The organism is Paraburkholderia sp. UCT70 (assembly GCF_050434085.1).
GTDB lineage: Bacteria > Pseudomonadota > Gammaproteobacteria > Burkholderiales > Burkholderiaceae > Paraburkholderia > Paraburkholderia tuberum.
On the sequence record NZ_JBNPVZ010000002.1, the window covers coordinates 1,205,449 to 1,218,191 of the forward strand.

A 12,743-nucleotide genomic window follows, 5' to 3' on the forward strand; every position below is an offset into this window, starting at 1 on the left:
CCGCCAACGGGGAACGGCCCGTCAGACCTTCTTCAGAAGGCAGGCCTTGAGCATGAAGCCGCCGGCGTCCGTCTTGCAGTCGATTTCGTGATCGCCACCGACGATCCGGATGCTTTTCACCTTGGTGCCCATCTTCAGCGTGATCGACGAGCCCTTGACGCGCAAATCCTTGATCAGCACGACCGAATCACCGTCCGACAGCACGTTGCCGTTCGCATCCTTGACGACGCTGCCCGCCGGTTCATCGCTCGCGTCGGCGCCAGCGTTCGCCGACCATTCGTGACCGCAGTCCGCGCACACGTACAGCGTGCCGTCAGGGTAAGTGTTTTCCATTGCGCATTGCGGGCATGAAGGGGCAGCGTTCATTGCAGCTTCCATTGAAACGATTTTGAGTCAGTCAGTAAAAAAACAGGCGAGCAACCCGCCAGCCCTGAGCCGGTCGTCGTGCCGGTGGCTCGTGGGTGCACAAAATTATAATGCAATACACATGCTCTTACCGTCCAATTATCATCGGACTTTCAGTCCCATTCACCAGACTTACGGGTAGCTTCGCCGCGGATGTCGACAGGTTTGAACTGGATGGAAAATGTCCGCTTTGCGGGTGATAAATTTGGAACTGGCCAACCGGGCCAAAATGGAGTCGGTGCTATGAGCAGAACCGATCGGGGATAACACCCTGATTGCCGCGCGCGTTCGCGGGCGACCGAGTATCACGACGTCGCGGAGCAATAGGCGAGGGAGGGATGATCATGGCGAAGCTGCGCATTGCGACGTTCAACATCAACGGTATCCGCTCGCGGCAGGCGGCGCTATTGCAATGGCTCGAGCGCGAGGCGCCGGACGTCGTGTGCCTGCAGGAACTGAAGGCGGTGGATAGCGCATTTCCAGTCGACGCATTGCGCGACGCCGGTTATGGCGCCGTGTGGCAAGGCCAGAGCGCATGGAACGGTGTGGCGATTCTGGCCAAAGGCGACGCACCGCTCGAACGTCGGCGCGGTCTGCCCGGTTTCGAAGACGACACGCATAGCCGTTACATCGAGGCCGCGGTCGGCGGCGTGCTGATCGTGTGTTTGTACCTGCCGAACGGCAATCCGCAGCCCGGCCCCAAGTTCGACTACAAGCTCGCGTGGTTCGATCATCTGATTGCGCATGCGGCGCGGCTCTACCAGAGCGGCCACCCGGTCGTGATCGCTGGGGACTTCAACGTCGTGCCGACCGACGAAGACATCTACAACCCGCGCTCGTGGCTAAAGGACGCGCTGCTGCAGCCGGAGAGCCGCGAGCGTTATCGCAGGCTGCTCGCGCAAGGCTGGACCGATGCGCTGCGCACGCATTTCGGCGACGAACGCGTGTACACGTTCTGGGATTATTTCCGCCGTCATTGGGATACGAATTCGGGGCTGCGCATCGATCATCTGCTGCTGAGCGCCGACCTCGCGCCGCGCCTGCGCGATGCGGGCGTCGACCGTTGGGTACGCGGCGAACCGCATGCCAGCGATCACGCGCCGACGTGGATCGAACTGGAAATGGGCGCCGGCCGCAAGAAGAAGAGCGGCTAGTGAAGCGGCGGGCGATCCGCTTGCGGCGGATCGCCCGCTTTGGCGCGACTGCCGCGCCCTGTTGATCGGCGCCTATGATCCGGCGCCGTGCCTGCTTCAGTCGTAGTCGCGACCGCCGCGCGACCACAGCGCGCCCATCACGAACCCGGCGAGAGCAACCACGGCCAGCGTCGTGAACGGGTTTTCGGCCGTCGTATCGCGCACGAGGCTCGTCGTATTCGCGCATAACTGCTGCGCCTTGCCGCTCAATTCGCGCGCCTTGCCCGCCACCTGCGCGCTGGTGTCGGCGACGGCATCGCCGACCGCGCTTTGCACCTTGCCCGCGACTTCCTTTACCGCGCCTGCCGCTGAATTCGTATCCATATGCATCGCTCCTGTTGTCATATTTACGTGCGGGCCCGCTGCAATTGCAACGCGCTCGCACAAGGGCGCCGCGCAAGCCGTGCCAGTGCGGCGTAAGCCTGCGTCAGTGACGAAAGGGGTGCAAGAAGTGCGCCCGGCGACGGGACGCCATGCATCCGGCCAAACGGGACGTGCTGGAACATCATCGTCGGCGCCCGAAATTGATGCCGACGAACACGGCCAGCAGCATCAGAAAACCGCCGAACAGCAGCGCGGCATTGACGAGCACCTGGCGCAGCCCGAGCGTTTCGACGTCGATGAACGGATACGGATAAAAATCCGACAGGCTGCCGCGCCAGAACGTGATGCCGAGATAGGCGAGCGGATAGACGAGCCACAGCGGAGCGTGGCGCAACCGCAGATGAAAACGCGGCACGAACAGCACCCAGTAGAGCGCGGCGAGCATCGGCAGCACGCTGTGCAGCGACTCGTTGAGCAGGCGCCGGTAGGGCGACAGCGGCCACAGTCCGCGCAACAGCAGGTTGTACGCGAGGCCGACGAACACGATGTACGCGACCACCGCGGTCACGACCGTGGGCTGCCGGAAAAAGCGCACGAGCGGCGAGCGGTGCTTCCACAGCACGATGCAGGTGAAGCAGAGCGCACTGGCGAGCACCGTCAGATTGGTCAGGTAGCTGCTCATGCGCGCGAGCGCGTCGAACACGGTGAGCCCGCGCGCGAGCGAGCGATCGATCGTCAGGTCGGCTTGCGCGAGGATCGCCATCCACGCGATCAGCGCAATGACCGCCGCCAACGTCAACGACGACACACTGGGCGTATGCAGCGGCAGCTCGGGCTCGCGCTGCGGAACGAGGGTAGGGCGCATGCGCTCGATTCTACGCGCGGTGCGCGCGCGGCTGCATGGGCTTTCGCGCCCTCGCGCGCCGGCGTTGGCAAAATACTACGGCGTACTACGCGAGCTACTGGCTGGCTGTCAAGCGGGTTGCAAAGCGGGTTGCAAAGCGGGTTGCAAGCTCGCCGCCACGGCTGCAAGCGCCGCGCTCACTGGCGGCGATTCATCGTGTGTTTCGACCCGTTATGATCGCGACTGCAGCCCTCGATGTTAACGACGCCGTGCGCGGCAAGCAGTCTCTGTCAGCGCCGGTTCAAGACTCGCAAAACGGAGAGAAAGCATGAAAGCCAGCACCATTGCCGAACGGGAAGCGCGCGGCCGCGCCGCGCGCGAGCATTCGAAACGCTCGAGTCACCGGGCGGTCGGCGAGTTGCACCGCGATCCGATCGAGCTGCTGAAACAGAGCAGCGCGGAGCGCGTCGAGAATCTGGTGCCGCTGCGCTATGGGCGCATGGCTGCCTCGCCGTTCTCGTTCTTTCGAGGCAGCGCGATTCTGCAGGCGCACGATCTGAGCAAGGTGCACGACACCGGCCTCACCATGCCGATCTGCGGCGACGGCCATCTGATGAATTTCGGCGGTTTCGCAACGCCCGAGCGGCAACTGGTCTTCGACCTGAGCGACTTCGATGAAGTCTCGATCGGCCCGTTCGAATGGGACCTGAAACGCCTGTGCGCGAGCCTCGTCGTGGCCGCGCGCCAGATGCGCCTGAGCCGCGGCACCGCCGAGAGTCTTGTGATGACCGCGGTCGGCTCGTATCGCGATCGTGTCGCGCAATACGCGCAGTTCGGCGCGCTCGACCTGTGGTACGACCGCATCACGTTCGACCGCATGGCCGAGATCGCACTGACGCCCGAGCGCCGGCGCGCGGTGCGGCGCAGCATGGAGAAGGCCGCGAGCCGCACGCATGAAAGCCTGCTCGAAAAAATGGCCGCGTTCGACGGCAATCGCTGGACCATCCACGATGCGCCGCCCGCGCTGTTTCACGTGCACGGTGCGAATACGTTGTTGACGGCCGAGGAAACCGAAACCTACCGGACCGGCAACGTCGACAAGATGGTCGAGCAGGTGTGGGACGAGTACCGCAAGACGATGTCGCACGATCGGCGCGAACTGCTGGATCACTTCACGAGGCACGACGTCGTGTTCAAGGCGGTCGGCGTCGGCAGCGTCGGCACGCGTTGTCTGGTCGTGCTGCTCGTCGATCACATGGGCAAGCCGTTGTTCCTGCAATTGAAGGAGGCGCGGCCGTCGGTCATCGCGCAGTTCTACAAGTCGCCGGCGGTCAAGCATCAGGGCGAGCGCGTCGTGCAAGGACAGCGGCTGCTGCAGGCCGCGAGCGACGTCTTCCTCGGCTGGGGGACCGGGCCGCTCGGGCGGCATTTCTATTTCCGCCAACTGCGCGACATGAAGCTGTCCGCGAATATCGAGCTGTTCGACAGCGATCTGCTCGACGGCTATGCGCGGCTATGCGGCTGGATCATGGCGCGCGCGCATGCGAAGGCGAGCGGCCAGGCGATCGAGATCAGCGCGTACATCGGCCGCGGCGATCAGTTCGGCGAAGCGCTGAGCGGCTACGCGAGCGCCTACGCGGATCAGGTCGAGCGCGACTACGACGGGTTCATGAAAGCGTGCCGCGACGGCAAGCTCGAAGCGCGCACCGACGAGGACATGGCGGCGGATTTCCGTGTGTAACGCTGCGTGCGCGTGGTGTCACTTCACGCGCACCGTCACGCATCGGCGCGCGCTTCGCGCAGCGTGACGAAACGCAGATGGCGCTCGCATGCCGCTTCGATCACGCTCGGCAGCACCGCGAGAATCAGCGGCTGGCCTTCGATCGTCAGCGCGGCGTTGCCATCGTGCAGCAACAGGATGTCGCGCGCGGCGAGACCATCGAGCAGCCGCCGCGCAACCACGTGAGGGTCACGCTCGCGCGTATCGTAGCCGCGCCGTGTCCAGGCCGCGAGACGCAGATCGAGCTTGCGCAGCACCGGCTCCAGGAAGAGGTTGCGCAGGCCGGCGGGCGCGCGGAAAAACATCGGCCGCGCGCCGCTGACGGTTTCGAGCGTGCGTTGTGCGGCGGCGATCTCGCGTGTCAACGCGCGCGGAAACGTGACCGAAAATGTATGCACGTGCACCTGCGAGTGATTTTCGAGCCCATGCCCACGCGCGACGATTTCGCGCGCGAGTTGCGGATAACGCTCCACCTTCGCGCCGATGCAGAAGAACGTCGCGCGCACGTCGAACGCGTCGAGCAGATCGAGCACTTGCGGCGTGACGGCGGGGTCGGGACCGTCGTCGATGGTCAGCGCGATTGCATCCGCGTTGCGCGGGTTCGCGGGCAGGCGGGTCCAGTTGGGCCCGAGCAGCGTGGTGCGCGGCAATAGTCCGGCGATCGTGAACAGCGCGTGGTTCGCGACGATCGTGGCGAGCCACCATGGCCACGCGGCCGGTGCGACAGCCACGCCGATCAGCACGATCACGTGCCAGCCGATCGTGCCGTTCAGCAGTGCGGAGTTGCGGCTACGCGGCCAGCGGCGCGGCGGGTTCGGGCATTCATTCATCGAACGTGCTTCCAGTACGCCTTCCTCCGTCCCGGGAAGGCCCGTGAATCTTGCGCGATGCGCAACCGCGAACGATACCACTGTTGCGCTAGTCGACGTGCCGCGTTCGGCGGCGACGTACCCCGGTGAAAGCGCCCTGAAAGACGTCGCGCGGTTTGCTATCGCCGATTCGCTGTTGTATGGTGCGGGGCGAAAAGAGTCGCGCGTGTCGATGGCGATCGGACGGATCGCCGCAACGAGCTCGCGTCGCTACCCACTACAACAGGAGATGCATGATGTCGGAAACAGGAAACGGAAAAGTGGCGCTGGTGACGGGCGCGGGCAGCGGCATCGGCCGCGCGTGCGCACTGACGCTCGCGCAGCACGGTTATAGCGTGGTGCTCGCCGGACGCCGCCAGGCCGCGCTTGATGCGGTCGCGCAGGAAGCGCGGGCGCTGCGCGGCGACGCGCTCGCGGTTGCGTGCGACGTGACCGACGCCGACAGCGTCGCCGCGCTTTTCGACACGATCCGCGCGCGCTTCGGCCGGCTCGACGTGCTGTTCAACAACGCGGGACGCAACGGCTCGCCCGTCGATCTCGACGAAGTGAGCATCGACGAATGGCGTTCCATCGTCGATACCAATCTGAACGGCGTGTTCCTGTGCACGCGCGCGGCGTTCGGCCTGATGAAGACGCAGAACCCGCGCGGTGGCCGCATCATCAACAACGGCTCGATCTCCGCGCATGCACCGCGTCCGAACAGCGCCGCGTACACGGCGACCAAACACGCGATTACCGGACTCACGAAGGCGGTGTCGCTCGACGGCCGCAAATACGACATCGTGTGCGGTCAGATCGACATCGGCAACGCGGGGACCGAGATGGCCGCGCGAATGGCGCGCGGCGTGCCGCAAGCGAACGGCGAGATCGCGGTCGAGCCGCTGATGGACGTGCAGCACGTCGCCGACGCGGTGCTGCATATGGCAAGCCTGCCGCTGTCGGCGAACGTGCAGTTCATGACGATCATGGCGAGCAAGATGCCGTTCGTCGGGCGCGGCTGAGCGGCGCGCAGCACCGGCTCACAACGGCGGGGCGGGGAGCGGGGCGCGCGCGTTCAACTTATACTGGGCGCTCCGCCGTCTTTCCTCGCAAAGCAAGCCGCCGTGCCCCGCGCCACACCCAGCGACGACCCGCCGCCGCAGCCGCCCGTGCGGCCCGATCTCGACGACTGCTGTCATAGCGGCTGCACGCAGTGTGTGTTCGATCTATACGATGAAGCGCTGGAGCGCTACGAGCTCGCGCTGGCTGCGTGGCACAAGCGGCAGGCGCAGAAGGCGCGGCCAGCGCGGCGACCGGACACGCAGGGCGCGAAGTCGAAACCGCAAACGGACGCGCGTCGCTCGACACCCACGCGCGGCAAACCGAGCCCTCGCAGCTGATTCGCGCACGAATTCGCGCACGATCGTCCACCGTCCCCGTTATGACCGACCTTCAGCTCACGCCGACCGAATCTCTCACCGATCCGCACACGCTCGACGATCTGCATCGCTTCGTGCAGCGTCATCCGCGCCTGTTCGTGCTGACCGGCGCGGGCATCAGCACTGATTCCGGCATCCCCGGCTACCGAGACGACAACGGCGCATGGAAGCGCTCGCCGCCGATCACGCTGCAGGAGTTCCTTGGCACGCTGGCGATGCGTCAGCGCTACTGGGCGCGCAGCATGGTCGGCTGGCCGCTCGTCGCGCGCGCGCAGCCGAATGCCGCGCATGTCGCGCTCGCGCGGCTCGAAGCGGCTGGTCACGTGCCGACGCTGGTCACGCAGAACGTCGACGGCTTGCATCAGCGCGCGGGCAGCCGCGACGTGATCGAGCTGCATGGCGGCATCGACGGCGTCAGTTGTCTCGACTGCGGCATGCAGCACTCGCGCGCGGCGATCCAGCAGACGCTCGAAGCCGACAACCCCGCTCTGCTCGACGTCACGGCCGAAGCCGCCGCCGATGGCGACGCGCATCTCGAGTGGCACGATCTCGGCGGTTTTCGCGTGCCGGCATGCGCGAACTGCGGCGGGTTGCTGAAGCCGTCGGTGGTGTTCTTCGGCGAGAATGTGCCGAAGGCGCGCGTCGAAGCGGCGTCGCATGCGCTCGATGCGGCCGACGCCGTGCTCGTGGCCGGCTCGTCGCTGATGGTGTATTCCGGCTACCGCTTCTGCGTGTGGGCGCAGCACCAGGGCAAGCCGATCGCGGCGATCAACCTCGGCCGCACGCGCGCCGATCCGCTGCTGTCGCTGAAGGTGGCCGCGCCGTGCGGCGATACCTTGAGCGCGCTCGCCGGTCTGCTGGCTGGCGATTGAGAATGAGTAGACTCCGCGGATCACCGTCAAAACCTGAGGAACACGCAAGGCCGACCATGACCGACTCCCGACAACATTCGCCATCCGCCGAACGCAATCGCGAACCGATCCTCGCGGTGCTGCGCGAGGCGCTGCCGGCGAGCGGCCGCGTGCTCGAAATCGCGAGCGGCACCGGTGAGCACGCGATCTGCTTCGCCGGCGCGCTGCCCGGTCTCGACTGGCAGCCGAGCGATGCCGACGAAGAAGCACGCGAGTCGATTGCCGCGTGGACCGCGCACGCGGGGCTCGCGAACGTGCGCGCGCCGCTCGCGCTCGACGTGCATCAGCCGGACTGGGGCGTCGATGCGCTCGACGCCGTCGTCTGCATCAACATGATCCACATCTCGCCGTGGAGCGCGGCGCAGGCACTTTTCGACGGCGCGGGGCGGCGCCTCGTCGACGGCGGCGTGCTCTATCTATACGGTCCTTACCGGCGCGGCGGCGCGCACACGGCGCCGAGCAACGAAGCGTTCGATCAATGGTTGAAGAGCCGCGATCCCGAATGGGGCGTGCGCGATATGGAAGCGGTCGTCGCGCTCGGCGACACGGCGGGGCTCACCTGCGAACGGGTGGTCGCGATGCCGGCGAACAACTTCAGCCTGGTGTTCACGAAGCGGGCAGGGTAGCGGGTGCACCGACGGGTCGCGCATTCGTCCACGCCTTCCGCCAAACCTCCGTCCGATCCCAAACCGAACCCGCCGCGCAAGCGCCGACGCGCGCACAATACCTGTCGTCACGCGCAAACATGAGCACGACAGGAGCACGAGCAACTGGCGTGCTTGCCCCCTCCCAAGCGGCAAGCGCGCATTTCTTTTATCCTTTCACCCTCGACGCCGCGCCGCCGTTCTCATGGCGCGGCGCCACGACATTTTTTGGACTCTGGAGAATTCAAATGGGCAAACAGGCAATCGGCGTGGTGGGGCTGGCGGTCATGGGCCGCAATCTGGCGCTCAACATCGAGAGCCGCGGCCACGCGGTGTCGGTCTACAACCGTAGCCGCGCGAAAACCGACGAACTCATCGCCGAATTTCCGGACCGCAAACTGGTGCCGGCTTTCACGCTGGAAGAGTTCGTCGACTCGCTCGAAAAGCCGCGCCGCATTCTGATGATGGTCAAGGCCGGCGAGCCGACCGACGCGACCATTGCCTCGCTCAAGCCGCTGCTCGAAAAAGGCGACATCCTGATCGACGGCGGCAACACGCCTTTCACCGACACGATCCGCCGCAACCAGGAACTCGCGAAGGCGGGTCTGCATTTCATCGGCACCGGCGTGTCGGGCGGCGAGGAAGGCGCGCTGAAAGGCCCGTCGATCATGCCGGGCGGCCCGCGCGACGCGTACGACCTCGTCGCGCCGATCCTCACCGAGATCGCCGCGAAGGCGCCGGACGGCGAGCCCTGCGTCGCGTACATGGGACCGGACGGCGCGGGCCACTTCGTGAAGATGGTGCACAACGGCATCGAGTACGGCGACATGCAGCTGATCGCCGAAAGCTACGCGGTGTTGAAGCAGGTCGTCGGATTGTCGAACGAGGAACTCGGCAAGGTCTACACCGAGTGGAACCAGGGCGAACTCGACAGCTATCTGATCGAAATCACGTCGAAGATCTTCGGCAAGAAGGACGACGAAACCGGCAAGGACCTCGTCGACGTGATTCTCGACCGTGCCGCGCAGAAAGGCACCGGCAAGTGGACCAGCCAGAACGCGCTCGACCTCGGCGCGCCGTTGCCGCTGATCACCGAGGCGGTGTTCGCGCGCGTGCTGTCGTCGCTGAAGACGCAGCGCGTGGCCGCGAGCAAGGTGCTGGAAGGTCCGCAGGCGAGGCCGCTCGAAGGCGCGAAGGACGCGTTCATCGAATCGGTGCGCCGCGCGTTGTACTTCAGCAAGGTGATCTCGTACGCGCAGGGCTTCGCGCAGTTGCGCGCCGCGTCGGAAGAGTACAACTGGGATCTCGACTACGGGACGATCGCGAAGATTTTCCGCGCGGGCTGCATCATCCGCGCGCGCTTCCTGCAGAAAATCACCGACGCCTATTCGAAGGACAAGGCGCTCGCGAACCTGCTGCTCGACCCGTACTTCCGCGACATCGCGAAGAACTACCAGGCGGCGCTGCGCGAAGTCGTGGTGGCCGCGGTCAACGCGGGTGTGCCGGTGCCGGCATTCGCGTCGGCAATCGCGTATTTCGACGCCTACCGCTCGGAGCGTCTGCCCGCGAACCTCGTGCAAGCGCAGCGCGACTTCTTCGGCGCGCATACGTTCGAACGCATCGACAAGCCGGGCAGCTTCCACGCGCAGTGGAGCTGAGCGGTTAAAAAAACGGCCCGGCGCGCCATGGTGACAGGGCGCGCCGGGCCGTTGCTCCGTTTGGTTCAGCAAGGAAACGCCGCATTATTACCAAATGTCTCGCGGGTTAAACGCGGACTTAAAGAATGCCAAATGATTATTGCGGCCGCAGCAATAGAGTTTCACTGGTTTAAGGGTTTTCCCTAGATCGAGACACCTCTAAACTTGTTTTCAATCGCTGAGGGATAAGCAGAAACCCGAAGCGCACCACACAACAAGTCCTTTGGAGGTTAATCATGAAGACCCTGATTTCCGCTGTTGCTATCGCCGCCGCCCTCGTTGTTCCGGCCGCGTCGTTCGCTCAAGCGAGTCAGCCGGTGACCCGTGCTCAGGTTCGCGCTGAACTGATTCAACTCGAAAAGGCCGGCTACAACCCGAGCGCCAGCGACGTGAACTACCCGGCCGACATCCAGGCAGCGCAAGCACGCGTCGATGCGCAACGCGGCACGGCCATCGCGGCCAACCCCGCAGACACCAGCGGCTATGGCGCTCCGGCTGCCGGCACGTCGCAAGCTGGCCACGCTGTCATCCCGGCGAAGGCCGACCGTGACTCGGTGTACTTCGGCAACTAATCGCAGTAGAAGTCCGCAGATGTAGTGGGTAGTTGTAGTGCGCTGTAGACGCCGTTTCGTGGAATAGCGCGAACGCGGCGGGCAAGAAAAAACGCCATCCAGTTCGATCGGATGGCGTTTTGTCGTTTACGGCGCCGTTCTGCGACGTTCCCGTCAATGCAGCGTTCGCTGCCGCCGGCCGATGTCATCGAACAGCGCGCGGCTCGGCTCCAGCGCGAGCAGCCACGATTCGTCGTAGTCGCTCAGGTTGTCGAGCGCCTCGCGCAGCCGTTCGAGCGCCACCGCAGGCAGCTCGACGCTCGCCTCGACCCCGCTCGACAGTCCCGCGATGCTCGCCAGTTGCACGAGCGCATCGGCGGCCTCGGCGACTTCGGCGGCGAAGATCAGATGCGTGTTCAGCAGTTCGACGAGGCCGGCAGACGCCGCCACATCGTCGACGTTGAGTTGCACGGCCAGAAAGGTGGCTTTGTTCATCCTCGATTCCTCCCAGAATCCCAACGTTGTCGTGAGCTGCTCCGCGCGGCTTGACTGAGTATAGGCGATGGTCGATCGCCTGCAATGATCGGACGGAACGGCCGTGGCGGCTTGCTCGCCCAGACGCGCGGGCCACGCGACCTATAATAGGGCCAGCCGCGCGAGCGCCGTCGCCGTGGGCGCACGGCGCCGCCCGCCGGGCTTGCGCGCTTGCCAATTGCTCATCGACCATGAAGATCATCCGCAGCAGAAGCTTCACCGCGTCGCGTGCCTGGGGCGCGCTCGACATCGCGAACATGAACGGCATCACCACGCGTCTGCATTGGACCGACCAGCCGTACAAGTGGCATGTGAACGACGGCGAGGAGGTATTCGCCGTGCTCGACGGCCGCGTCGAAATGCGCTATCGCGAAGACGGCGTCGAACGCACGACAGTGCTCGAAACCGGCGACGTGTTCCATGCGTCGGTCGGCACCGAGCATGTCGCGCATCCGCTGGGCGCGGCACGCGTGCTCGTCGTCGAAAAGCAGGGCAGCGTCTGAAGAACACGGCAGTTTGACGGCGCGCGTGTGGCGGTCGCGCACAATATCCAGGCGGCAGCGGACAGCCGCGACCGTGCAAGCATGACGGCACGGCAATTGCAAGGGCGTCGATTGAATCGGATTGAGACACACCTCGAGGAAAATCAGATGACACAACAATGGCAACCGACGGCGATCCGCCTGCTGATGGCGGCGGCGCTCGGCGTGGCGATCGGCGGCTGCACGACGATGCCGTGGGAAAGCACGCCGTTCTACAGCAACGCGCCGTCGAGCACGACCAGCCTCGCGACCGTCCCGGTGCCCGCCGGCTACTATCGCGTCAATCCGGGCGATACGCTGTCCGGCATCGCTTCGGCCTATGGACGAAGGCCGCAGGAAATCGCGGCCTGGAACGGCTTGCCGGTCAACGCGGCGGTCGCGCCCGGCCAGGTGCTGCGCGTTTCGCCGCCGATGACCTCGGGCAGCGTGGTCACGCCGCCGGTCGCGGTGGCGCCGGGTGCGCCAGCCGCGCCGGGCGCGACGGCGAACGTGCCGCCGGGTGCCGTACCCGGTGCGCCGGCCCCTACCGCCATGCCGCAGCAGGGCGTGCTGCAATGGCCATTGCGCGGACCGATCCTGCGCGCGTTCGCGCCGGGCAAATCCAACGGCATCGTGATCGGCGGCCAACCCGGTGATCCGGTCAAGGCCGCGGCGACCGGCCGCGTGGTTTACGCGGGCACCGGCATCGAAGCCTACGGCCCGCTCATCATCATCAAGCACAACGATTCGCTGATCACCGCGTACGGCCAGAACAGCCAGCTACTCGTCAAGGAAGGCGACGCGGTGGCGCAAGGGCAGACGATCGGCGAGGTCGGTGTCGATAGCCGCGGCGTCGCGTCGATCCAGTTCGAAGTGCGCGAGAACGGCCAGCCGGTCGATCCGCTCCAGTGGTTGCCGAAGCCTGGCGGCTGAGCGTCCCCGTCGCGACTGTTGGCTCATCGCAGCCGGATCGGCGCGCTTCTCGGGGATGCGCCGATTTTCAGCGTCGTCTGAATTGAATACACTGTATGGCTCGTTTGCCGGCGCGCGCG

At 65.5% G+C, this 12,743-nt stretch carries 15 protein-coding genes; 10 read left to right on the forward strand and 5 right to left on the reverse strand.

Going from position 1 to position 12,743, the window contains the following annotated elements; all coding sequences use genetic code 11:
* Positions 1 to 21: 21 nt before the first annotated feature.
* Entirely contained in the window at positions 22 to 366 is a 345-nt protein-coding gene (locus tag OKW41_RS07835; RefSeq protein WP_429572099.1) for a zinc ribbon domain-containing protein YjdM, read from the reverse strand.
* Positions 367 to 749: 383 nt separating this feature from the next.
* On the opposite strand from OKW41_RS07835, the gene xth reads away from it, so the two are divergent.
* On the forward strand, positions 750 to 1,559 hold the full coding sequence (gene xth / locus OKW41_RS07840; RefSeq protein WP_429446000.1) for an exodeoxyribonuclease III: 810 nt from the start codon (positions 750 to 752) through the stop codon (positions 1,557 to 1,559).
* Positions 1,560 to 1,655: 96 nt separating this feature from the next.
* On the opposite strand, the gene OKW41_RS07845 is transcribed toward xth, so the two are convergent.
* A complete protein-coding gene (locus OKW41_RS07845) occupies positions 1,656 to 1,922 on the reverse strand; it encodes a CsbD family protein (RefSeq protein WP_429572100.1) in 267 nt (88 codons plus the stop codon).
* Positions 1,923 to 2,103: 181 nt separating this feature from the next.
* Positions 2,104 to 2,787 (reverse strand): Pr6Pr family membrane protein, encoded by a 684-nt coding sequence (locus OKW41_RS07850; protein ID WP_429572101.1) that lies wholly within the window; start codon positions 2,785 to 2,787, stop codon positions 2,104 to 2,106.
* A gap of 307 nt (positions 2,788 to 3,094) precedes the next feature.
* Between OKW41_RS07850 and OKW41_RS07855 the strand changes: the two genes are divergently transcribed.
* Positions 3,095 to 4,507 carry a DUF2252 domain-containing protein gene (locus tag OKW41_RS07855; protein ID WP_429572102.1) on the forward strand — a complete coding sequence of 471 codons (1,413 nt, stop codon included), beginning with the start codon at positions 3,095 to 3,097 and terminating at the stop codon, positions 4,505 to 4,507.
* A gap of 35 nt (positions 4,508 to 4,542) precedes the next feature.
* Here OKW41_RS07855 and OKW41_RS07860 read toward each other — a convergent pair whose 3' ends face one another.
* Positions 4,543 to 5,376 carry a polysaccharide deacetylase family protein gene (locus OKW41_RS07860; RefSeq protein WP_429572103.1) on the reverse strand — a complete coding sequence of 278 codons (834 nt, stop codon included), beginning with the start codon at positions 5,374 to 5,376 and terminating at the stop codon, positions 4,543 to 4,545.
* A 275-nt stretch (positions 5,377 to 5,651) separates the two neighbouring features.
* On the opposite strand from OKW41_RS07860, the gene OKW41_RS07865 reads away from it, so the two are divergent.
* The 6 genes from OKW41_RS07865 to OKW41_RS07890 all read left to right on the forward strand — a co-directional run bounded on the left by OKW41_RS07865 (position 5,652) and on the right by OKW41_RS07890 (position 10,657).
* Entirely contained in the window at positions 5,652 to 6,416 is a 765-nt protein-coding gene (locus OKW41_RS07865; RefSeq protein ID WP_429572104.1) for an SDR family oxidoreductase, read from the forward strand.
* A 102-nt stretch (positions 6,417 to 6,518) separates the two neighbouring features.
* The gene (locus OKW41_RS07870) at positions 6,519 to 6,794 is read left to right on the forward strand and encodes an oxidoreductase-like domain-containing protein (RefSeq protein ID WP_429446010.1); all 276 of its coding nucleotides are present in this window, start codon (positions 6,519 to 6,521) and stop codon (positions 6,792 to 6,794) included.
* 41 nt (positions 6,795 to 6,835) lie between these two features.
* Positions 6,836 to 7,705 carry an NAD-dependent protein deacetylase gene (locus tag OKW41_RS07875; RefSeq protein ID WP_429572105.1) on the forward strand — a complete coding sequence of 290 codons (870 nt, stop codon included), beginning with the start codon at positions 6,836 to 6,838 and terminating at the stop codon, positions 7,703 to 7,705.
* A 56-nt stretch (positions 7,706 to 7,761) separates the two neighbouring features.
* Positions 7,762 to 8,370, forward strand: a complete 609-nt coding sequence (locus tag OKW41_RS07880) for a DUF938 domain-containing protein (RefSeq protein WP_184010547.1) — start codon at positions 7,762 to 7,764, stop codon at positions 8,368 to 8,370.
* 266 nt (positions 8,371 to 8,636) lie between these two features.
* Positions 8,637 to 10,046 (forward strand): NADP-dependent phosphogluconate dehydrogenase, encoded by a 1,410-nt coding sequence (gndA, locus tag OKW41_RS07885; RefSeq protein ID WP_184037125.1) that lies wholly within the window; start codon positions 8,637 to 8,639, stop codon positions 10,044 to 10,046.
* Positions 10,047 to 10,321: 275 nt separating this feature from the next.
* Positions 10,322 to 10,657 (forward strand): DUF4148 domain-containing protein, encoded by a 336-nt coding sequence (locus tag OKW41_RS07890; protein ID WP_429572106.1) that lies wholly within the window; start codon positions 10,322 to 10,324, stop codon positions 10,655 to 10,657.
* 153 nt (positions 10,658 to 10,810) lie between these two features.
* On the opposite strand, the gene OKW41_RS07895 is transcribed toward OKW41_RS07890, so the two are convergent.
* On the reverse strand, positions 10,811 to 11,131 hold the full coding sequence (locus OKW41_RS07895; protein ID WP_184060543.1) for a hypothetical protein: 321 nt from the start codon (positions 11,129 to 11,131) through the stop codon (positions 10,811 to 10,813).
* Positions 11,132 to 11,361: 230 nt separating this feature from the next.
* On the opposite strand from OKW41_RS07895, the gene OKW41_RS07900 reads away from it, so the two are divergent.
* Both OKW41_RS07900 and OKW41_RS07905 read left to right on the forward strand, forming a co-directional pair.
* Positions 11,362 to 11,673, forward strand: coding sequence for a cupin domain-containing protein (locus OKW41_RS07900; RefSeq protein WP_090809381.1), 312 nt, complete (start codon positions 11,362 to 11,364; stop codon positions 11,671 to 11,673).
* Positions 11,674 to 11,820: 147 nt separating this feature from the next.
* The gene (locus tag OKW41_RS07905; protein ID WP_429446014.1) at positions 11,821 to 12,624 is read left to right on the forward strand and encodes a peptidoglycan DD-metalloendopeptidase family protein; all 804 of its coding nucleotides are present in this window, start codon (positions 11,821 to 11,823) and stop codon (positions 12,622 to 12,624) included.
* Positions 12,625 to 12,743: the final 119 nt, after the last annotated feature.